General features: G+C 35.4%; 23 protein-coding genes. 9 read left to right on the top strand and 14 right to left on the bottom strand.

Features of this window, described 5'->3' with window-relative positions:
• The first annotated feature begins 41 nt into the window (after nt 1-41).
• Entirely contained in the window at nt 42-641 is a 600-nt protein-coding gene (locus Q0W25_RS07425) for an Hsp20/alpha crystallin family protein (RefSeq protein WP_298520764.1), read from the top strand.
• A gap of 32 nt (nt 642-673) precedes the next feature.
• On the opposite strand, the gene Q0W25_RS07420 is transcribed toward Q0W25_RS07425, so the two are convergent.
• The gene (locus Q0W25_RS07420) at nt 674-1,684 is read right to left on the bottom strand and encodes an SIS domain-containing protein (RefSeq protein WP_297826805.1); all 1,011 of its coding nucleotides are present in this window, start codon (nt 1,682-1,684) and stop codon (nt 674-676) included.
• A 91-nt stretch (nt 1,685-1,775) separates the two neighbouring features.
• Between Q0W25_RS07420 and Q0W25_RS07415 the strand changes: the two genes are divergently transcribed.
• Entirely contained in the window at nt 1,776-2,402 is a 627-nt protein-coding gene (locus Q0W25_RS07415) for a DUF447 domain-containing protein (protein WP_298520761.1), read from the top strand.
• Here Q0W25_RS07415 and ade read toward each other — a convergent pair.
• The 5 genes from ade to Q0W25_RS07390 all read right to left on the bottom strand — a co-directional run bounded on the left by ade (nt 2,399) and on the right by Q0W25_RS07390 (nt 6,788).
• A complete protein-coding gene (ade, locus tag Q0W25_RS07410) occupies nt 2,399-4,114 on the bottom strand; it encodes an adenine deaminase (RefSeq protein ID WP_298520758.1) in 1,716 nt (571 codons plus the stop codon). The two genes, Q0W25_RS07415 and ade, sit on opposite strands and share 4 nt — an antisense overlap.
• Nucleotides 4,115-4,116: 2 nt before the next feature.
• The gene (locus tag Q0W25_RS07405) at nt 4,117-5,337 is read right to left on the bottom strand and encodes a TIGR00300 family protein (protein ID WP_297826814.1); all 1,221 of its coding nucleotides are present in this window, start codon (nt 5,335-5,337) and stop codon (nt 4,117-4,119) included.
• 154 nt (nt 5,338-5,491) lie between these two features.
• Nucleotides 5,492-5,806, bottom strand: coding sequence for a hypothetical protein (locus Q0W25_RS07400; RefSeq protein WP_298520754.1), 315 nt, complete (start codon nt 5,804-5,806; stop codon nt 5,492-5,494).
• A 10-nt stretch (nt 5,807-5,816) separates the two neighbouring features.
• Nucleotides 5,817-6,284 carry a hypothetical protein gene (locus Q0W25_RS07395; protein WP_298520751.1) on the bottom strand — a complete coding sequence of 156 codons (468 nt, stop codon included), beginning with the start codon at nt 6,282-6,284 and terminating at the stop codon, nt 5,817-5,819.
• 39 nt (nt 6,285-6,323) lie between these two features.
• Nucleotides 6,324-6,788, bottom strand: a complete 465-nt coding sequence (locus Q0W25_RS07390) for a hypothetical protein (protein WP_298520748.1) — start codon at nt 6,786-6,788, stop codon at nt 6,324-6,326.
• A gap of 116 nt (nt 6,789-6,904) precedes the next feature.
• Here Q0W25_RS07390 and Q0W25_RS07385 point away from each other — a divergent pair, with 116 nt between their 5' ends.
• Nucleotides 6,905-7,183: a helix-turn-helix transcriptional regulator gene (locus Q0W25_RS07385; protein ID WP_298520745.1), complete on the top strand. Its 279-nt coding sequence runs from the start codon at nt 6,905-6,907 to the stop codon at nt 7,181-7,183.
• Between the two features lie 41 nt (nt 7,184-7,224).
• Here Q0W25_RS07385 and Q0W25_RS07380 read toward each other — a convergent pair whose 3' ends face one another.
• The 4 genes from Q0W25_RS07380 to Q0W25_RS07365 form a co-directional block, all read right to left on the bottom strand.
• A complete protein-coding gene (locus Q0W25_RS07380) occupies nt 7,225-8,562 on the bottom strand; it encodes an NCS2 family permease (RefSeq protein WP_297826836.1) in 1,338 nt (445 codons plus the stop codon).
• 108 nt (nt 8,563-8,670) lie between these two features.
• Nucleotides 8,671-9,543, bottom strand: coding sequence for an agmatinase (gene speB, locus Q0W25_RS07375; RefSeq protein ID WP_298520741.1), 873 nt, complete (start codon nt 9,541-9,543; stop codon nt 8,671-8,673).
• Nucleotides 9,544-9,576: 33 nt separating this feature from the next.
• Nucleotides 9,577-9,975, bottom strand: coding sequence for a translation initiation factor IF-5A (locus Q0W25_RS07370; protein ID WP_297826842.1), 399 nt, complete (start codon nt 9,973-9,975; stop codon nt 9,577-9,579).
• Between the two features lie 128 nt (nt 9,976-10,103).
• Entirely contained in the window at nt 10,104-10,457 is a 354-nt protein-coding gene (locus Q0W25_RS07365; RefSeq protein ID WP_298520738.1) for a hypothetical protein, read from the bottom strand.
• Nucleotides 10,458-10,531: 74 nt separating this feature from the next.
• Here Q0W25_RS07365 and Q0W25_RS07360 point away from each other — a divergent pair, with 74 nt between their 5' ends.
• The 6 genes from Q0W25_RS07360 to Q0W25_RS07335 all read left to right on the top strand — a co-directional run bounded on the left by Q0W25_RS07360 (nt 10,532) and on the right by Q0W25_RS07335 (nt 16,845).
• Nucleotides 10,532-10,993 carry a pyruvoyl-dependent arginine decarboxylase gene (locus tag Q0W25_RS07360; RefSeq protein ID WP_298520735.1) on the top strand — a complete coding sequence of 154 codons (462 nt, stop codon included), beginning with the start codon at nt 10,532-10,534 and terminating at the stop codon, nt 10,991-10,993.
• Between the two features lies 1 nt (nt 10,994).
• The gene (locus Q0W25_RS07355) at nt 10,995-12,845 is read left to right on the top strand and encodes a bifunctional NADP phosphatase/NAD kinase (protein ID WP_298520732.1); all 1,851 of its coding nucleotides are present in this window, start codon (nt 10,995-10,997) and stop codon (nt 12,843-12,845) included.
• Between the two features lies 1 nt (nt 12,846).
• Nucleotides 12,847-14,265: a coenzyme F430 synthase gene (gene cfbE / locus Q0W25_RS07350; RefSeq protein ID WP_298520729.1), complete on the top strand. Its 1,419-nt coding sequence runs from the start codon at nt 12,847-12,849 to the stop codon at nt 14,263-14,265.
• Nucleotides 14,266-14,390: 125 nt separating this feature from the next.
• On the top strand, nt 14,391-15,260 hold the full coding sequence (gene hemC, locus Q0W25_RS07345; protein ID WP_298520726.1) for a hydroxymethylbilane synthase: 870 nt from the start codon (nt 14,391-14,393) through the stop codon (nt 15,258-15,260).
• A gap of 13 nt (nt 15,261-15,273) precedes the next feature.
• Nucleotides 15,274-16,230, top strand: coding sequence for a Gfo/Idh/MocA family protein (locus tag Q0W25_RS07340; RefSeq protein WP_297826862.1), 957 nt, complete (start codon nt 15,274-15,276; stop codon nt 16,228-16,230).
• A gap of 9 nt (nt 16,231-16,239) precedes the next feature.
• The gene (locus tag Q0W25_RS07335) at nt 16,240-16,845 is read left to right on the top strand and encodes an orotate phosphoribosyltransferase-like protein (protein WP_297826865.1); all 606 of its coding nucleotides are present in this window, start codon (nt 16,240-16,242) and stop codon (nt 16,843-16,845) included.
• Nucleotides 16,846-16,875: 30 nt separating this feature from the next.
• Here Q0W25_RS07335 and Q0W25_RS07330 read toward each other — a convergent pair whose 3' ends face one another.
• The 4 genes from Q0W25_RS07330 to Q0W25_RS07315 all read right to left on the bottom strand — a co-directional run bounded on the left by Q0W25_RS07330 (nt 16,876) and on the right by Q0W25_RS07315 (nt 19,976).
• Nucleotides 16,876-18,555, bottom strand: coding sequence for an N-6 DNA methylase (locus Q0W25_RS07330; RefSeq protein WP_298520723.1), 1,680 nt, complete (start codon nt 18,553-18,555; stop codon nt 16,876-16,878).
• Complete coding sequence (locus Q0W25_RS07325) at nt 18,555-19,115, bottom strand: restriction endonuclease subunit S (protein WP_298520721.1); 561 nt, start codon at nt 19,113-19,115, stop codon at nt 18,555-18,557. Before Q0W25_RS07325 ends, Q0W25_RS07330 begins: the two co-directional genes overlap by 1 nt.
• Nucleotides 19,116-19,159: 44 nt before the next feature.
• Entirely contained in the window at nt 19,160-19,408 is a 249-nt protein-coding gene (locus tag Q0W25_RS07320) for a hypothetical protein (RefSeq protein ID WP_298520718.1), read from the bottom strand.
• Nucleotides 19,409-19,574: 166 nt separating this feature from the next.
• Entirely contained in the window at nt 19,575-19,976 is a 402-nt protein-coding gene (locus Q0W25_RS07315; RefSeq protein WP_297828242.1) for a hypothetical protein, read from the bottom strand.
• Nucleotides 19,977-20,571 lie beyond the last annotated feature (595 nt).

Below are 20,571 nucleotides of genomic sequence, written 5' to 3'. Positions count from 1 at the left end.
AAAGTAAATAAAATACATTCATCAAAAGGAGTGTGAAAATTATGGTAGATAGCGAAACTATTGAAACCAAAATTTCAGATAAAGAAGAAGAAACTGAAGAAAAATTTGATGAAACCGAAGAAGTATTCGAAGAAGAAGCTACAGAAAGTTCTGAAGATATCAAAGACAAATTCGAAGAAACTAAAGAAAAAGGAAAAACTATTGCAGACAATGTACTTAATGACTTTTACAAAAGCATTGACGAAATCAAAGACAGCATAAAAAATATGCAAAAAACTGCTGATCAAAAATATACTGATTATAAAAATGCAACTGTTCAAACCCTTAACATTGATTTAATTGAAACTGATGACGAATATCACATTAAAGCTGCTGTTCCAGGCATTGACAAAGAAGACATCTTAATCGAAGCAGGGGACAACGACATTACTATTGAAGCAACATTCAAGCCATACGTCGAAGAGTTTGAAGAAGATGCAGAATTAATCGCTTCTTCCTTAAAATCCGGAAGATGTGTAAAAACCATCAGATTTGAAAACAGCATTGACATCAATGCAATCTCTGCTAAATTCCATAACGGAACTGTAATAATTGCAATTCCAAAATTAGTTATACCAAAACATAAAGTAAATGTAGAATAAATTCTACATTTTCAATTTCTTTTTTTAAAAAATTAATATCTTACTTTTCCTATGTGTCTTGTTGCACCAGGATCCTCGCCATTGAAATGTGCAAGATAATATACAAACCATTCAAGTGGAATTACAAATATGAATGGAGATAGCAACTTATCGACATCAGCATAATCCTTCAAGTCATATATTATTGATTTCAATTCCAGATTATCTGCAAAATCAATAGCTTTTTGTGTGATTTCATCAGATTCAAAATCAGATTTTAAGAATATAATTGGAACATCCTTTTCAGCCCTTTCAATTAAACCATGCCTGAATTCAGCTGAATATTCCGGACAAGCGTGCTTTATTGCCCCTTCCATGAGCATGGTCATGGCCAATTTATATGCAAGACCGAAGTTAGGACCACTTCCCAAACAATAGAAAATGTCTTCATCCTTAAATTCTTCAGCCAAAGCCTTATTTTCATCTTCAGTCAAAAGCAATAGCTTATCTAACATTTTAGGCATTTCAGCCAATTGGGCAAGCAATTCAGTTTTGTTTTCATAATCAGATGCACTGAAAAGAATTTGGTAAAGGCAAGCCAATTGAGTAATGTAGGTTTTTGTACCTAAAATAGCTGTTTCAGTTTCACATCTGGTTGCAATTGGAGTTTTAGCTTCTTTAATCATTGAACTGTCCGGCTCATTGGAAATTGAAACTGTTTGCAATCCATACTCATTGGCTCTTCTTAAAGAAGCAAGAGTATCTGCAGTTTCACCGGATTGTGATGTGAAAATCGCAATGGAGTTTTCACCCTCAACAAGCTTTTTATTGTAATAAAATTCATAGCCAGTGTAGACTTCAATATCAATATTAGTACTGGACATTCTAATTGCGTCCCGAACACTATAACAAGTTGAAATAGAACTTCCACAGCCTATCAAATAGACTTTATCCGCATCTAAAACAAGTTTGGAAACCTTTTCTAAATTGGAAAATTCACTTTCAAATGTTTTTCTAAGTGAATCCGGTTGTTCCATCATTTCATCATACATTTTATATTTCATAGCCAAACTCCATAAAATTTAATTAACAATAATAGTATATTGTTAAAACACATATAAAAATATTTTTTAATTAAAACAAATAATGATAACTATGGAAATCGATTTATCTTCAATTGGAATGGAAAAAGGCAGACAATACGAAACAATTATCACCACAAAAAATTCAGACAACTTAAGCAACGCCGCACCCATCGGCGTGCTATATGCGGGAAATGATAAAGTACTGTCACGTATTTTTAAGGGAAGCCACACCCTGGAAAACATTATCGAACAAAAGGAGTACATTGTAAACATTACCCATGACCCCGAACTGTTCATGCTGTCCACACTTGGAAATCTGGATGAGGATTGTTTCAATGAGGATAATTCCCTAAGGGACGCTGAAGCCTATTTCAAATGCAAAGTCATCAGCTTGAAGGAAGCAGTAAAGCAAAGCGACCCAATCAAGAAAAAGGACGAAGCGATAGTAATAAAATCTGAAGTCACCGAACTTGTAATAAATGACAGCACTAAAGCGTACAACAGGGGATTCGGATATGTCGTTGAAACCCTATCCAATCTCTCACGTTTTGATCTGGTGGATGAAGACCAAAAACAACACTATCTAGACAGATTCCGAGAAGCAAAAAGAATAGTTAACAAAGTCGGATATACACAAGACATCAAAGCCATGAATGAAATAAAAAAAGAATTGGTGAAAAAAGGGTATGAACCCTAATTTCTGATTACATCTATAAATTCAAATGTATCTCCATCAAATAATCCCTTATCGGAAATTTTAATAGATGGAATAACCAATAATGCCATGAATGCCATTGTCATAAACGGAGACTTGAGACTTGAACCCAAAGTGGAAACCATATTATGCAAAATACCTAACTTGCGGGCAACGTCATAGGCATCTTCATTACTCATCAGTCCTGCAATTGGAAGGGACAATGAATCACTGAAGTCTTCACTTACAACCGCGATACCACCCATATCGTCAATTACACGATTAACCGCCTCAGCCATCATTTCAGAGTTATAACCAACGACGATTATGTTATGAGAATCATGAGCAACGGATGAAGCTATAGCTCCTTTTTTAAGACCGAATCCCTTAATAAATGCATTTGCAACAGCATTGCCACCATAACGTTCCACAACAGATATCTTTAAAACATCTTGGAAAATGTCAGGCTGGACAACACCATCTTTGACCTGCAGTTTCGCAGTTGTCTTTTTAGTTAACAAATCACCATCAAAACATTCAATCACATTGACTTCACATTCATCTCCATCATAATGGACGTCAAAATCGGCAGGAACCTTTTTAGATGCATTGATTGAATTGTGAGGTTCTATTTCAGGAACATCAAACAGGACATTCTCCCCATCGAAAACACATTCACCGCCAACATATGTTTTCAAGACATTGCAATCATAAATACTGTCGACAATGATGAAATCTGCCTTTCTGCCTTCCCTTATGACACCACAATTCAAATTATAGTGGTATGCCGGATTGATTGTTACCATTTCAATAGCTTTTAAGATGTCAATCCCCAAATTAACTGCCTTCTTAATAGATAAATTCAAATGACCTTCAATCAAATCATTAGGATGTTTGTCATCACTGACAATAAAATCAAATATCGGAGAGTAGATTTTTCTCTCGAATATGTCTCTGTACAGGAGACCTAAAGAAGCAGGATTTTGGATCAGTTCCTTACCTCCATCTATATCGAAAAGACCATCCATATCCCGGGCAGATGAACCGTCCCTCACCATAATTTTCATACCTTTAATCTTTTTCTCGAGAGCTTCTAAAACATTACTGCATTCGTGGTCAGTACTTATACCCTGCGCGAGGTATTTATCCAAATCTTGACGAGAAAGCAATGGGGCATGACCGTCAATCGGCTTTCCAATCTCCCTTGCCAATGCAAGTTTTCTTAAAACTTCCTCATCGCCGTTGATTACTCCAGGGAAATTCATCATTTCGCCCAAAGCAACGATTTCATCCTTTTTAAGTAAATATTCAATATCTGATGAATCCAATATGGCACCTGAAGTTTCAAACGGAGTTGCAGGCACACAGGAAGGTGCTGTAAAGAAAAAGTTGAAAGGAACTGACTTTGCATTTTCAATCATCGCTTCAATACCCTCAATTCCAAGAACGTTAGCTATTTCATGAGGATCACAGACAACAGAAGTGGTACCATGGCGCACTGCGATTTTTGCAAATTGAGCAGGAGTAATCATACTGCTTTCAATATGAATATGGGAATCGATGAAACCCGGAAGAACCAAACCCTTTACATCAACAAGTGTTTCTTCATTGACTCTGATTTCACTGACTTCTGTAAATATTCCATTCTCGATTTTGATTCTTACAGGAAGGATTGTGCTTGAGATTACATCATACATATATGCAGTGAATTCCATTTTCATTCCTCCTGCAGCGCATTATAGAGAAGAGGCAGGAATGTACCTATATCGGTTACGATGCCAACCACCTGTGCGCTTCCCCTGTCTGACAATTTTGTAACTGTGGACGGATTGATGTCTACACAGATACTTTTAACTCTTGAAGGCAAAAGGTTACCAGTTGCAATTGAATGAAGCATAGTGGCAATCATGATAACCATGTCAACTTCCTGAGCATATTTTCTCATCAATTTTTGAGCTTCAACAATGTCTGTAATCACATCTGGAAGAGGACCGTCATCACGAATGGACCCCGCCAGAACATATGGAACATTGTTTTTAACGCATTCATACATGATTCCGCCAGTCAAAGTTCCATCTTCTACAGCATTTCTAATGGAGCCGGAATTGTTGATTCTGTTAATCGCTCTCATGTGGTGGGTATGTCCATGCGCAACGATTTTTCCTGTTTCAACCTCAATACCTAAAGAAGTTCCGAATAAATTTGATTCTATATCGTGAGTGGCCAAAGCGTTTCCGGCCATTATAACATCAATGTAGCCTTCTTTTACTAATGAAGCCAAGTACTTGCCGGAACCTGTGTGGACAATAGCTGGACCTCCAACTATACCTATCTTTCCGCCTTTAGCCTTGATTTCCTTCATTTCACTGGCGATACCATTGATTAAATTCATTAAAGGTTTTTCTGAAGACACTTCACTGTTCATGAATTCGAATACTTGCTGTTCTTCCCTTGATCTGTGTGGAGGTGTGACCTTAACACCATCAAGACCTACAACAATCTTGTCTCCAGCCTTAACATCAGCAATAGGTTTAACAAAAGCCCTATTTTCCTTTTCATCAACAACCACCAAACAGTCCATTTCAATCTCTTCAACAGGAATCCAGTTCCCTTTATATAAAATGTGGGTTGTATGATTGGATGATGAATAAAAACCTTCAGGAGCAACTTTATCTTTGACTGATGCAACAAGGTTGACCTCTTTGATATCATCGATTGATGCACCCAAAACAGATAACTCGTCTAAAATAGATTCCAATAATTCGGGAGAATCTGCAGAAACTTCAATTTTCGCATGACTTATATCAGATTTTTTACGCCCAACATCGATTTCTAAAATATCAAATTCGCCTCCTTTGTCCATAATAATGCCCATTGTCTTGGTTAAAGTCAATGAATCAATAATATGGCCTGAAAGCTCAATAGTTCTTTTATTCATAACAATATGCTCCATTTTTTAGTTAATATTATAATTTTGGTTTTGGTGATATTTAATGATATTGTTATGGTGAAAAAACGGATAAATGAAAACTTAAAACGGAAATTATCAAAAAAAATTTAAAAAAAATATATGGAATAACAATACAGCACCGTTATTCCATTCCAACGTTACTCTGAATAACTTTACCAATGAATCCACCAAATAAACCCAATATGATGAAAACAGGTAATGAAAATATGGTCAACATTGGCAAACAACAAAGGAATCCTACAATTGCTCCATACACTAACGCATATTTTGTTGAGTTTACAGTTGAAAATCCAGAGACTGCAGAACCAAGTATTATGCCAAACATTCCTATAAACCCAATTGATGTAATCCAGGCAATTATCATAAATATAACAGCCACAACAACACCTTTCAAAATAGGTCCCAATTCAAAATTACTTGCAATATCATCAGACATCATATCCCCCCTATTTTATTATTTCGGCAAGAAATTCATCATATTGCTTAAAATTATCACCATACTTGTCATAGACATATAGGACAACTATTGAAACAACTTTATCATTATCAATATAAACAAACTCCACATTTAATCTTAAATCCGTTTTATAAAATCCTTCTTTTCCATCTATAGTCTCTTGTTTAAAATTTTTTTTAATTAATCTATTCTTTATTACTGAATCTTCAATCACCTTATTACTGACTGAAATATCAACAGTATCTTTAGTTTCAGTATTCTTATAAACAGCATGCCCATAAGTCTTATCACTCTCAAACTTTACCGGGTTATCTACATCAAACCCCTCAGGCAGATGGAAATTTACTCCATTAACAGTCACGTCTGTTCCACTGTCAAATGGCCAAAAAGCACTTACACCAGATATTGAAGCAATTGCTAATAATATTATTAAACAAAAAAATATCTTTTTATTCATCACAAATCACCTTAAAAAAAGAGTTAGTAAGCATGTAGCTTACTCAAATGAAATAGTATTTGCATATTCTTTAGCTAAATCCAAATCATTGGACGCAATGAACACTGTTTTATTTTGAGGTGATGTGACACCAACAAAGTAGTGGAAGGCATATGATTCAGAACTACCTTGACCATAATCGGAATATTCCAATATAGTTAAATTGCCCTCAGTTTTTGGCGCATCCATGAACCCTGAATTACTTTTAAGTTCTGAAAGAACAGGATCTATCGCTTTTTCATAATAACAAACCACTGCAGTTTGATTATCGCTCCAAGATTGGGCTGACAGATATGCATTTTGCCCAGCACCATCAACAACTTTCTCAAAAGTGGAATTATCACTTATATTCATTTTGAATTTACCGTCAAAATCGTTTGTTTTTGTTAATTCAGCAGCGCATACACTAGCTATGGATATCGCTGAAATTAACACGATTAATAAAACTAAAATTTTTCTGCTCATAGAAAACCTCCATAATTGGTAATAATTATTTTATTAGACACATAATATAAACATTGCTATTAGCATGCTAATATCATATAGATATCTATTAAATAGCTAAAATTAAATTTCTAATCATGAGCAAAAAAGACGATATGCGCATCATATCTTTACTTGCACGTTCCAAAAAAAGGATTAAAGTTTTGAAGTCCTTGGAAAAAGAAGATAAAATCCCATCAAAAATTAGTAAAGACATTAATGACAACAGCAACCATGTATCAAAATACCTAAAAACATTGAAAGAGGCAGATTTGGTTGAATGTCTTAATGAAGAAGATAAAAGATACAGATTCTACAGTATCACTGATAAAGGAAAATATTATCTTGACAAAGTAGAAAAAGACTACAAAGACTGATTTTAAAAAAAATAAAAAAAGAGTTAGACTCAAGATTGAGTCTAAAGTCCGAAGAACAAGTATATTATAAATACTATAACCATTAACCAGATTCCCCAACCTAGCTCTTTTGCTTTTCCACTAGCTAAGCTTGCAATTGCGTAAATAACGAATCCCCAAGCGATACCAAGTGAAATGGAGTAGGTTAAAATCATCATAACAATGGTCATAAATACAGAAGCTGCAACAATTAAATTATCCCATTCAACTTCTTTTAGCTGTCCGATCATTAATATACCTACAATTACAAGTGCTGCACAAGTAACCGGAGAAGTAAATAATCCTAATACTAATGGAGCAAAGAATATTGAAAGTATGAATAAAATACCAGTAACAACAGCGGTCAAACCAGTTTTACCACCATTACCGATACCAGCTGCACTTTCCACATATGCTGTAACTGTACTTGTACCGAATATTGCACCTACAATACCACCAACAGCATCAGCTAAAAATGCGTTTTCAATTCCAACAGCTTGTCCTTCTTCATCGATGAATCCACATTGTCTACCTAATGACATTAAAGTTCCGGTTGTATCAAAGAATGTAACGAATACAAGTGAGAACAACATCATTATTAAGTTTGGAATGTTTGAGAACAATTGTCCGAATCCTTTAGTAAATCCAGCAAATAATGATAAATCAAAATTAGTGGTAATAAATTGTGCAGGGATAGCAGGCATTAAGATGTTTCCTTTACCGAATCCAACGGCAGTGAATATTACCCCAATAATTGCTGTTATGATTAATCCAATAAATACTGAAGCAGGTACTTTTTTTACATATAAAATTAATGTAATGACAATACCTATTAATGCAAGTAGTGCTGGAGCAGACATGAGTGATCCCATTGTAACAAAAGTAGATGGATCAGCTACAATGATTCCTGCACCTTTAAGACCTAAAAATGCTAAGAAACATCCTATTGCAGCACCTATACCCAGTTTTAAATCAAGAGGAATAGCATTTAAAATAGCTTCCCTTAAACCGGAAATAGTAATTATTAAAAAGATTATGCTTGAAATGAATACTGCTGCAAGTGCAGTTTCCCATGTGTTTCCCATTCCTATAATAATTGTATAAGTAAACAATGCGTTAAGTCCCATACCTGGAGCTAAACCAACTGGATATTTAGCAACTAGCCCCATAATTATACAAGCTATACCGGAAGCAACAGCAGTAGCGAAGAATACTCCGGTAACAGGCATTCCACCATCACCTAAAATGATTGGGTTTACACCTAAAATGTAAGCCATAGCGAGAAATGTGGTGATACCTGCAATTATTTCTGTTTTAAAATCAGTTCCATTTTCCTTTAATTTGAAAAAATTGTCCAACATATAACACCTCATCAGAAAAACATAAATTCCGATATAAATATCTTTGTATAATTTATTTTATAATATTATCGTAAAATTAGAAAAAAGGCATCATTAATCAGACAAAATTCAGTCGATTAAAGTTAAGAAATCATAAATTATTTTTGCCGCAACGACTGCAGTATTGTCGCCCAATTTATCGCTTGCGGTTTCAACTACATCCAAACCAACAACATTCTTGCGGCATAAGGTTTCAAGAATTGTTTCGATTTCAGAGACGAACAGTCCACTAGGGGTTGGGTTTCCAACACTTGGAGCAATAGCTGGGTCGAAAACATCCATATCTATTGAAATGTAAATCGGACCGTCGATGTTGATTAGATAATACTCGATTGCATCCATATGCTTGCGGACATCCTTATTTTTAAAGGTCTGAACATTGTAAATTGATTTTACGAACTCTTCCTCTTCGGCTGAAGAAGACCTGATTCCAATCTGAACAAGATTCGCTCCGCATTCATGGGCTCTCCTCATGACGGTTGCATGAGAATACTTTTCGCCGATAAAATCAAATGCAAGGTCCCTGTGGGCATCCAGATGGATTACAGTCAATTTATCGTACTTTTCACAAATCGCCTTAATGGCTCCGATAGATGCTGAATGCTCGCCGCCTATGATTATCGGTTTGATTTTTAAATCAAGCAGTTCGTTTACGGTATCTTCGACAATCTTACAGGTGGACTCACAATTTCCGGGAATGACATTTACATCCCCAAAATCATAAAATGAAGTTGTCAAATCTTTATTAAAAACAGTATTGTATTTTTCAAAACCAAATGAAGCTTCACGAACAACAATTGGTCCTAAACGTGATCCGGAATGGTATGATGTGGTGCTATCAAATGGAACTCCGATTATTCCAAATGAATCTTCTTCTAAATTTTCAAAATTGGTCTGTTTGGAAAATGCAAATTTCCATGGTTCATATGTATTTAAAAGCATAATTTATCTAAAAAGGAAAATAAATAAGAGAACTTAAGCAGATCCTCTAGTTCTCATTATTTTCATGTTTCCTAAAGCAACAATGTATTCCACTTCAATACCTTCAACGATTACATCTTTTAAATCTTCAGGCATTGGTAAGTCGATGGTATCATAGTTTTCCATGTCCATGATTTGAACATTGTCCCCTTGGATAGAAATTACTTGTCCTAATCTTTTATCAATAATAGGAATATCTACTTTGTTATCTACAGGTTTAACAAGGCTTCTTTTTTGGTTGTCGAAAACACCTACAGCTTCGATCCTAGCTTTTGCAGCCCCGTGTTTACCAGGAGATGAAGTAGTATAACTGATAATTTTACAAGCTTCTCCGCCTAAAACAATATATTTTCCAACTTTTAATGTTTTAATCTCTACAACTTTTGTTGACATTAATTTTTCCTCCATTAAATAAAAACCGGTTTTTATAATCTTATAATAAGGAATATTATTAGATTAATATAAACTATATTTTCTATTTTATATAAAGTATTCGCTTATTTGTAATATTCTCATTAAATTTAAACCAAACCAGAATTAATTGAATATAAAACCAAAGATAGGGCAGATAAAAACAGGATAACCAAAACCCAGATTACAAGGAACAACTTTTTTGTATCCCTTTCGCCTTTAGTGATGTATTTTTCACCTTTCTTATCGCTGGACCGTTTTTTCGTATTCTTGTAATAATCATCGTTTCTCAAATAATTATAGAATGCTCTAGCAATGAAATAGAAAACAACGACGAAAAACAGACCTATGAAAGGAATTTGGCCGCCATTAAAGAATAGGGCTACAACGGATGAAGTTAAAAACATCAATAGCATGAAAAGGCATGCTGAAAAAAATATTGAAAGATACTTATTGAAAATCATTAGGTACACCTAAATTATATTATATTTTCATCATTTATAAGATTTTATTAAAGAGTAATTACATAATAAAAAATATGAAGATAGCTATTGTTAGTGGAAAGGATGAAGGTCCGACAAAATTGAATGCATTTGACAATGCCTTAACCGATGCTGGAATCGGAGATGTCAACCTTATAAAAGTATCCAGCATGTTGGCGAAAAATACTGAAATAAATGAATTGCCTAAATTGAAGGCCGGCGCTATGGTTAACTGCGTTTTATCAGAGATTACCTCAGACAATCCTGGAGATGAAATAACTGCAGTAATAGCAGTAGCTATCGGAGAGGAATTGGGTTGTGTAGTTGAAACAACCGGAATTAACGAAAACCCCGAGGATTTGACCAATGAAGCTCGCAAGATGGTCGAATATATGATGGAAAAGAGAGGGGTAAAAACCAAAGACCTGATTATAGAAAAATCAACAGCAACTGTTGAAGAAATAGCTTCAGTTGTTGCATCAGTCGTATATTTAAATGATGAAATTATAGAGGGATAAAATGGATGCTCAAGATAAAAAAATAGCAACAGATCTTTCCTATGAGATAATCAAGGAAGTCAGTCGAGCGATAAGACCATATGTTGGAAAACCGGAATCCGGCGAAAAGGTAAAAATGGGTGCAGACGGCACACCAACATCATTCATCGACATTGTTGCCGAAGAGAAAGTAGTCAATATCTTAAAGAATGCTCCCGTCCTTTCTTATCTTGTCAGTGAAGAAATCGGAGAATTGAAATTAGGTAAAGGAACCCAAAAAAGCATCACTTTAACTCATGAGCTTAGACGTGACGATTTGGAAGAGGAAGAAATACCTAAATTTATCTTTTTGGTTGATCCTATCGACGGAACAAGCAATGCAATTAAGGAAATCCCTGCATACGGAATTTCAATGGCAGTTGCAAATGTTCCAAGAGGCAGAGTGGCCACATTGGACGATGTAGAACTGGGCTTTATCAGCAACTTTGCAAACGGTAACTTCTTTGAGGCTGAAAAAGGCAAAGGCTGCTGGCTGAACAATGAAGCTGTAAAACCAAGCACCAACATCAACATAAGCAACATGACCCTCGGAGGATTTACAAAAAGCGGAACCTCAGATGCATCCAAATTAGTTGATAACGCAAGAAGGATGAGGGTTCTTGGAAGCGTAGTGCTTGAACTTTCATATGTTGCAAGCGGAAGGTATGACGCATTCATCGACTTGAGAGGAAGTAGAATTCTTGACATTTCAGCATCAAAGCTTATTCTTGAGGAAGCCGGAGGAATAATTACTGACAGATACGGTGAAAAGTTAAACAGTAAACTAAGCATCCATGAAAAAGCCGTAATTGTAGCAGCAAATAATGAAATTCTCCACAAACAAATAATTGACATATTAACCGATAATCAAACTGATTTCATTGGAAAAATAGGAATAGTAAGCCGTATAGATCAGGACAGACCAATACTGTTTGCTGCAAAAATCATCGATTATCTTCTCACAAACGGCCGTGAAGTGGTAGTCGAGAAGAGACTTGCCAAAAAACTTCAGGATATGAAAAAAAATCCAAAACTGGACAAAATATTGGAAAAGACCAAAAAAGATTATCCGAATACTGCCGAATTGTTTGATGACATAAACTTCAATATCGATTTCAGGCAGCTTTCCAAAGGAATCTATGATTTTAACTGCGACATGATAGTGGTTCTCGGAGGGGACGGCACTCTTCTTAGAGCGCAATCCAAAATGAAACCTGAAACCCCTCTTCTTGGAATCAACATGGGAACTGTTGGATTTTTAACAGACATTGAGGTGGAAGACACATTTGATGCATTGAATGACGTTTTAAAAGGAAATTACTACAAGGAAAAAAGAACAAAGCTTGTAGTGTCCCACGAAAATCACCACTACTCAGCAATGAATGAAGTTGTAATCATGACAAACAAACCGGCAAAAATGCTCCATTTCCAAATCAAGGTGGATGGAGAAATAATCGAAGAAGTGAGAGCCGATGGGATTATTGTCTCAACACCAAGCGGTTCAACAGCTTATGCAATGTCTGCCGGAGGACCTATCGTCGACCCTAAGGTTGGAGGGTTCATAATCATTCCAATTTGCCCTTATAAATTAGGTGCAAGGCCGTTTATCGTTTCAGACAATAGTGAAATAGCTGTGAAATTGCTTAAGAAAGGTAAAAGTGCAGTATTTGTAATGGACGGGCAGATTAATGATGAAGCTGAATACGAAGAGGAAATCAAATTCAAAAAGTCTGAAAAGGACGTTTACTTCATTAGAACTTCCACAAAATACTTCTACAAGAAAGTTAAGGACAAGCTGAGTGAAGGTGGAGTTCAAAAGAATAATTGGTGCTAAAATGCATTATCTGGTTATTGACTTGACTCATGGTGGCGTAAAGATAGCCATCAGTCTGGCTAAAAAGGGAAAAGTTGTCCATGCTTTTGACATATACAAAACTCTTAAGCCCCTTGACAGCCAAATGCTTGACGTTTACGGCGTTGATGTCATTGAGCTGAAGGACCTGGAAAATCTAAGGAGGGACATAACCGTAATATCCCCAATACACCTGCCGTTGGCAAATGAGGAAATCAGACAATACAATCCAGATTTAAACTATAAATTCATCACCCACCATGAGGCCATCGGCGAAATTCTGCATGATTGGGGAAGTGACATCCCAAAAATAGAGATTACCGGTGTTAAAGGCAAAACCAGTTCCGCGTTCATGCTGAAGGAAATCCTGATTGATGAAAATCCGCTGATTCTATCCAGTTTAGGAGCCCTACTCTATGAGGACGGAAGGAAAATAATTCTTAAAAGGGACATCTCAATCACTCCTGCAAACATCAAGGAAACAATTGACCTTGCCTATAAAATAGCCAATCCGATATGCAAAATCGCTGACGGACAAATGGAAAGCGAAAACCTGAGAAAATATAAATCAGCCATTTTTGAAAGTTCCCTTGGTGCGTGCGGCATTGGTGATGTTGGACTTCTGACAAACATTGCAGAAAATTATCCGATTGCTAAAAACCGTCTTGATGCCGCAGGGGCAAAATCACAGATTTTCAAATGCGATACTGTAGTTTGCCATAAGGAAAGCTTTGATGAATATTACTCTGACATAAAGCATGAGAAGGTAAACACATTCTCAATAGAAGATAAAGCAGCCAATCTGCATTTGGAAAGCGCGGACTATACATTGGATGAAACCACAATTAACATGGAATACTGCAACGTGAAAACAGTTAACGGCAAGGTAACTGATGGCAAGATTTCCGTTAAGGCATTTGCTCCGGGACGCCACCACGTATTGAATGTGCTGGGTGTTGTTCTAACCTGCATTTCACTGGAAATTCCTGATGAAAAAATTGTAAAAGGAATCAGAAACTATAAAGGAATTCCAGGAAGAACCAATAAGAGGGTTATCGAAAACAGCACAATAATCGAAGAGATTAATCCTGGAATCAATACCCAAGCCATAAAGGAATCCGTCAATATGATCCGTGACCTGGATGAATATTACATAGCTATCGGAGGAGATTACGGAATAACCTGCGAGGAGATTGATGAAGATAAGGTGAGCGAGTACCTTGAAACTATCGACAGGGATATAATGCTGACCGGAGATGTGGGTTTGGGAATCCTTGAAAAAATGACCAAAAAACCTGAATACATTAAGGATTATGGTGACTGTTACAAGTTGGCCGTGAAAAATAACAGGAACCTTCTTTTCATTTACAGGTCCAATTACAGTAACCTGTCACAACGATAAATTTTCAACTATTTTTAAGAAAAATTGAAACATTTAATTATTATTAACTATAGAAATTAACAATGTAAAAAATAATTATAAGTTAAAATTTATATTATTTGTAATTTTAAATATGGAGATACTAAATGATTGTAGGAACTAGAGGCAGTCAATTGGCTTTAGCACAAACAAAACAAGTATGTGCCGATTTATCAAAAATAACTAAAGAAGCGATTGATGTTGAAATTATTAAAACTAAAGGCGATAAAATTACTAGCTCACAGCTGTACAATATGGATTCAAAAGGTCTTTTCACCAAGGAATTAGATATTGCATTGCTTGAGGAGGAAGTTGATTTTACTGTCCACAGTTTTAAAGATTTGCCTACCGAATTGGATGAAGATTTGGAAATTGTAGCAGTTCCAAAACGTGAATCTCCACATGAAGTATTAATTTCTGAAAAGAGCTGGGACGAATTAGGACCCGGATCAAAACTTGGAACCAGCAGTCTTAGAAGAGAAGCCTTTTGCAATCATTACGAAAAGGAATTTGAACTTAAACCCATCAGAGGAAATATTGAAACTAGAATCAATAAGGTGTTTGAAACCGACCTTGATGCCACATTAATGGCTGAAGCGGGACTTAAAAGATTGAATCTGACAAAATACATTAAAGCAGTATTTCCGCTCGATTATATTACTCCCCCTGCAGGTCAGGGCGCCTTGGCGATAATTACTAGAAAAGACTCTGATGTGAAAAAGCAAATCTCCAAATTGAATGATTATGTTTCAATGCAGGAAGTCCTTGCAGAAAAGAAAGTGCTTGAAGAGCTTGGTGTTGGTTGCCAATGGCCTATTGGATCAATAGCTCGTATGAAAGGTAAGGAATTTAATATTTATTCAATATTATTAACTAAAGAAGGAGAAATCCTTAAAGAGCAAAGCGAAAAGGGTTCCATAAAGGATGCTGTTAAACTAGGCGGACAGATTGGAAAAATTTTCGAGGATTATGTTTAAACGGAGGAATTTAATGAAAACTGTAAACGTAGGAGTAATCGGAGTAGGGGCAATGGGTGAAAACCATGTTCGTGTATACCATAAAATGGAAGAAGCGAATTTAATTGCCGTTTCTGACGTTAGTGAAAGAGCGCTTAAAAAAATTGAAAAGAAATATGGTGCTGAAGGTTATACAGACTATAATGACCTACTTAAAAATCCAGAAATTGAAGTCGTAAGTGTTTGTGTGCCAACAACATTCCATCATGCTGTTGTAATGGAAGCAATCAAAAACAAAAAACACGTTCTTGTTGAAAAGCCAATTGCATTCACATTAAAAGAAGCTGAAGAAATGATTCAAGCAGCTAAAGAAGCAGGCGTAATTCTTTCAACAGGACACGTCGAAAGATTCAACCCAGCAGTTCAAAAAGCTAAAGAACTTATTGATGATGGAGTTATCGGTGATATCGTATCCGCTTTTGCAAAAAGAGTGGGACCTCTTCCACCAAGGATAAAAGACGTTGGTGTTTCAATCGACTTGGCGATTCATGATTTGGACATTATGAATTACTTATTCGAAGAAGAAATTACTCAAGTTTACGGTACAATGAACAGCAGTTTTGATGACAGCGAATTTGAAGACCATGCAGAAATAATGGTAAGTTTCGACAACGAGTCCACAGGAATTATCGAAGTGAACTGGTTGACTCCATACAAAAGGAGAGAGCTGGAACTTACAGGAACTGCAGGAATTATCTCTGTCGATTACATCCAGCAAAGCATTGAAGTATATGGTAAATTTGCTCAGGATATCCAAATTAAACATGAAGAACCTCTCAAATGTGAATTAAAATCATTTTTAAATGCTGTCGTAAAAGATAAAGAACCAGAAATTACTGGTGAAGATGGGCTTAAAGCTCTTAAAATGGTTATTGCAGCTAACAAATCCTCTAAAGAACATAAACCAATTAGTTTTGATGAACTTGAATAGGTGGTATAAGTGAAAGAAAGATTAATTCAAAAAGCTCAAGAACTCAGGCAACATGGTTTTACCACTGGTGAAATCGCAGATGAACTTAACGTAAGTATGGACACCGCAAGATGGTTGACATTGCAAAAAGCTGAAGAGAAAACTGAAGCGCCTGTTGATTTTGCTATTAACTGGAACAGCATCGGTGGAAATTCCACCCGTTTAAGCTATGTTTCAGGTGCATTAAGTGATATGGCTTTGACTCATGGCGAAGCAGATGTTGTTTGCGGTATTGCTGTAAGTGGAGTTCCTTTTGCAACCGTAATGGCCGATTTCATTGAAGACATGAGCGGAGTAGTTACATCTCTTGCTATTTTCCACCCAAACAAGCATAGAAAGGACAATGATAGCGATGATGAAGGTACAATAAGTACTAACTTCGGATCCGTTGAAGGCAAAAAAGTCATCATTGTTGATGATGTAATAACCAGCGGAAAAACTGTAAAAGAAGTAATCCATACAGTAAGAGACTTAGGTGGAGAACCTACCTGCGTTACTGTATTAATTGACAAAGCAGGACTTTCAGAAATTGAAGAAGTGCCTGTGGAATCATTAATTAAAGTTAGTAGATTATAATTATCTACTAAAATTTTCTTATTTTTAAAACTAAAACTTGATATTTAACCGGTTCATCATTTCATCGATTTCTTTAGTTAACCGGGAGATATTTTCTGTAATCTCTTTCTTTTCATCAATCAAATCTTCAAGTCTGACATATTCCCCCTCATAGGTATCAACATACCTTGAAACAGTCAAATTGAACTCGTTTTTCTCCAATTCTCTTAAATCGACTACTTCAGAAAACTTATCCCTTGTTTTCCTATTGGAATAAACATCTAATATTCTGTTTATTGTATCATTGTCTAAAATTAAATTACGCCTAACGACCCCTGGAAGCATATTTTTGGAAATTGCAGTTCCATAATCTTTAGACAGATCAATGAAAACAATATTGTCAGTGTTCTTGTCCTTCCTGAATACTATGATTACTTCAGGCCTGATGGACCTTGAAAGCTCTTCCGGAAGGGAGATTATTGCATCAATATAATTGTTCTCATAAGTCAGGAATTTTCTCAAGGTCGTAAGGGATTTCTTAAACAGGAAATTTTGTGAAACTGAAATTGCCATTATTCCATTGTCCCTAAGAGAATTTATCATATTGATAATGAACAGGTAATCGCTTTCAAGCAATGACTCGTATTCTCCGTAGAATTGGAATTCATTTCTTTTTTCGATTTTGGCCATTTTTTCTTCAATGACATTTAATGCCTCAATGATTTCATCATCATCTTTCAGCTGATTTAAATCCAAATTGGAAAATAGCTTATCCCTGAAATTATTGTTCTTGACGTTTTTTGGAATTTCAAGGTTTTGGCTTTTAAGGGTGGATATGGAAACGTCCCTAAACCTATTGGGAATCTTTGATACTATGGCATCAAAAGACATGTCTTCAATTGTTGTGGATTCGATTGCATTCTGGTTATAGAAGAATATGTTTCTAAAATCAAACCCTTCAATAAACGCTCGAATTAAACCGTAAATGTAATATACTCTGTTTCCCTCTTTACCATAAATGTTTGGAACATGAACTTCCTTGGAAAGATTAAGCAATGTGGAAGCATCCCTTAAAAATGGATCATAGACATTGAAGATATCCTCTTTTTGTGATGAAACTATTTTGGTTAAGATATGGGAGATATACTCCGGTGTAGGCAATATTTTAACTATCCTTGAAAAGGCAATTTGATTATATGATTGCTGAAATGTAAAATCGTCTTCAATGAGGTCCAATTTTGAAATGGAATAAATATAATCGATAAGCATCACGTTCAAATCATTATCATAATCCATCATATAAAATTTGGAACTGTTGTCGACAGCATCTATGATTGTGTCAAAATATTCGGAAGCGGGATTGCCTTTGCTGAACACAATATTTTCTTTGAGTGTGTTTAAAAAGTCCCCAATGAAAAACTCATCAACATACCTCTCGCCGACAAGCTGGTCAAGAAATGCATCAAAATTTTCAATGAAATAACCCAAATCATTTAATGCATTCTCTCGCATAGATTGTTTTTCATCAAAATCAGCATAACAACGTTTGATATCTCCTATAGTTCCGTCAATAAGCCTTGACAAGTAATACTTAAGATTGTCTGAAAGATATTTGTATAAAAAAGCATACAATACAAAATAAGAGAGATTAACTGAGGATTTGTTACGGCGACTGCTTCTAATCATGCCGTTTACGATGTTTCTGTTGTAGGATTTGGGTCTCCTGTTCATCAGTAATCACCATCCCAAAGCTTATTCAAAATTCCTTCCTTTAATCTCCTGTCATAATCGACAACCCTTTGGTCTTCAATGATTTTTTCATCGATTTTATCCAGAAGATGGACATACTCCACTTGAGTTTCTGCAGGAGGAATCTTGAGTTTCAACTCTTTGATTTCTGATAATGAGGTATGTGGAATCTTTTCAGTACTGCCAAGCTCATACAACTGTTTTTTTACATGAACATTAGTGAGCAGATGCGCAATGAACTTTGGATGCATATATGGATGAGTGGTCCTTATGATAGCGATCCTATCGCTTATGACCAAATTTTCCTGGTTTACACATACGACATCATATGGATAAGGCATTTTCATCAATATGTCACCAGGCTTTGTGAAATATTGTGGTTTTGGTGTTCTAAGCCTTACTTTTTCAAAATCAGATAATTTTCCATCTTTAATAGACCTCTGAACTATGACATCATAGGATGGGGCATCCTCATCGATATAACGTCTATAGGACAATCCTGAAATAACCTCAGCAATGTCCTTGAGTTTTACTTCCATCATATTTTAAGCCTCAGTTAATATATTTAATTTTAAAATATAAAATTTTAGGTTCCAAACACCCCGTTCGGAACCATGTTTGCACCGATTGTTTTGGCCCACAGTGCTATGTGGTGCGGTACGTTATGATATTCTTCTATGTATACGAAGAAGGTTAACCTTTTCCACAACATATACATTGATTTGAATAGGGATAGCTGGCTGAAATAAGCATGTTTGCGGTTGTATGACTTTTGCCATACCTGGTATTCCTGACATCTGAGCAGATACTTAATGTGGTGTCTAAGCTGATCCATTTCACGGTACTCAGAGGGCAGCGGAGGATTAGAAAGCTCATAATATTTATTCTGAAACTCCTTAATCTTTTTGTTTAATAGTAACTCCCTATTGTAATAATCATTGTTTTTGTGCCTTCGTTTTTTTGAGTGTTTCCGTTTCATGTTCTCTCAAAAGATTAAAGGCTTATTGGTATAAACCCCCAACATCATCCAACAATTCGGCAGGTTCCGGAACATCCTTGGCCTCCACCTTCTCGGCAGAAATGCCTCCAATCACCCCAACACTCTGAATGTTGGATTTCAAAACGGCAGTTGAAGTGATTCCTGTTCCTTGAGGGGACAAGACAAACAAATCCAAGAATGTATCGTCCTCTTTTACAATAAAAGCAGGTTCGATGCATTCGGCGGAATTGGTCTGAACTTTAATCAGAATATGCTTGGCTTCGTTTTCCCCTTCAATGCCTATTTCCTTCCTGATGCTTTCATCAAGGTCCCTGACCTTTTCACTCCAGTTGATGGAATTGGTCACATTGAAATTTTCACACACATCTACGTTTTCGTTTGAATTGTTGATTTTTCCGTTCATATTATCATCCTTCCACTATTTTTTTGATGTCCACCTTAAAAGTTAAAACATGTGAACAATGGTGATATTTTTTAGAAATATAATTTCTAGGTTTATGTATATTTTTTAAAAAAATACACATTTGCAGTTATACATTGGGGCTAATAGTATATAAACTTATCGATTATATACGAATATTTTTTTCACAAATACATTTTTTAGTCCCATATATAATAATTTGAAGAGGAAGTATATAAATATTTGTATTTTTTAAAAAAATGCAAAAAATAAAATTTTCAAAAAATCACCAATGCAAATGGTGCAATAAAACAAAACTAAAAAAGAAGTTACTAAACTAGAAAAGGATAATGAGTATCTAGAACGAGAAAATAAAAGTTTAATTGCTAGATTAAATTATATGTTTCAATTATTAAAGAAATTTTTAAGAAAATTATTGCAACGAGGTAATGAATATACCAAAGATGAAACTGCCGATGCAATTAAAGACTGTTATGATAATGAAGAATTTGATATGAATGATGTTATTGGTATATCAAGAGGAACTACTAAACAAGATGAATTATTTGATTATGTAGATGCACCTAATTATTATAAA

Source organism: uncultured Methanobrevibacter sp., assembly GCF_947166415.1.
Classification (GTDB): Archaea; Methanobacteriota; Methanobacteria; order Methanobacteriales; family Methanobacteriaceae; genus Methanocatella.
This window is presented reverse-complemented; position numbering and strand designations above follow the sequence as displayed.

Coding starts and splice junctions, on each gene's coding strand:
- Q0W25_RS07425 (WP_298520764.1), top strand. CDS start 42: ATGGTAGATAGCGAAACTATTGAAACCAAAATTTCAGATAAAGAAGAA.
- Q0W25_RS07420 (WP_297826805.1), bottom strand. CDS start 1,684: ATGAAATATAAAATGTATGATGAAATGATGGAACAACCGGATTCACTT.
- Q0W25_RS07415 (WP_298520761.1), top strand. CDS start 1,776: ATGGAAATCGATTTATCTTCAATTGGAATGGAAAAAGGCAGACAATAC.
- ade (WP_298520758.1), bottom strand. CDS start 4,114: ATGGAATTCACTGCATATATGTATGATGTAATCTCAAGCACAATCCTT.
- Q0W25_RS07405 (WP_297826814.1), bottom strand. CDS start 5,337: ATGAATAAAAGAACTATTGAGCTTTCAGGCCATATTATTGATTCATTG.
- Q0W25_RS07400 (WP_298520754.1), bottom strand. CDS start 5,806: ATGTCTGATGATATTGCAAGTAATTTTGAATTGGGACCTATTTTGAAA.
- Q0W25_RS07395 (WP_298520751.1), bottom strand. CDS start 6,284: ATGAATAAAAAGATATTTTTTTGTTTAATAATATTATTAGCAATTGCT.
- Q0W25_RS07390 (WP_298520748.1), bottom strand. CDS start 6,788: ATGAGCAGAAAAATTTTAGTTTTATTAATCGTGTTAATTTCAGCGATA.
- Q0W25_RS07385 (WP_298520745.1), top strand. CDS start 6,905: ATGAGCAAAAAAGACGATATGCGCATCATATCTTTACTTGCACGTTCC.
- Q0W25_RS07380 (WP_297826836.1), bottom strand. CDS start 8,562: ATGTTGGACAATTTTTTCAAATTAAAGGAAAATGGAACTGATTTTAAA.
- speB (WP_298520741.1), bottom strand. CDS start 9,543: ATGCTTTTAAATACATATGAACCATGGAAATTTGCATTTTCCAAACAG.
- Q0W25_RS07370 (WP_297826842.1), bottom strand. CDS start 9,975: ATGTCAACAAAAGTTGTAGAGATTAAAACATTAAAAGTTGGAAAATAT.
- Q0W25_RS07365 (WP_298520738.1), bottom strand. CDS start 10,457: ATGATTTTCAATAAGTATCTTTCAATATTTTTTTCAGCATGCCTTTTC.
- Q0W25_RS07360 (WP_298520735.1), top strand. CDS start 10,532: ATGAAGATAGCTATTGTTAGTGGAAAGGATGAAGGTCCGACAAAATTG.
- Q0W25_RS07355 (WP_298520732.1), top strand. CDS start 10,995: ATGGATGCTCAAGATAAAAAAATAGCAACAGATCTTTCCTATGAGATA.
- cfbE (WP_298520729.1), top strand. CDS start 12,847: ATGCATTATCTGGTTATTGACTTGACTCATGGTGGCGTAAAGATAGCC.
- hemC (WP_298520726.1), top strand. CDS start 14,391: ATGATTGTAGGAACTAGAGGCAGTCAATTGGCTTTAGCACAAACAAAA.
- Q0W25_RS07340 (WP_297826862.1), top strand. CDS start 15,274: ATGAAAACTGTAAACGTAGGAGTAATCGGAGTAGGGGCAATGGGTGAA.
- Q0W25_RS07330 (WP_298520723.1), bottom strand. CDS start 18,555: ATGAACAGGAGACCCAAATCCTACAACAGAAACATCGTAAACGGCATG.
- Q0W25_RS07325 (WP_298520721.1), bottom strand. CDS start 19,115: ATGATGGAAGTAAAACTCAAGGACATTGCTGAGGTTATTTCAGGATTG.
- Q0W25_RS07320 (WP_298520718.1), bottom strand. CDS start 19,408: ATGGATCAGCTTAGACACCACATTAAGTATCTGCTCAGATGTCAGGAA.
- Q0W25_RS07315 (WP_297828242.1), bottom strand. CDS start 19,976: ATGAACGGAAAAATCAACAATTCAAACGAAAACGTAGATGTGTGTGAA.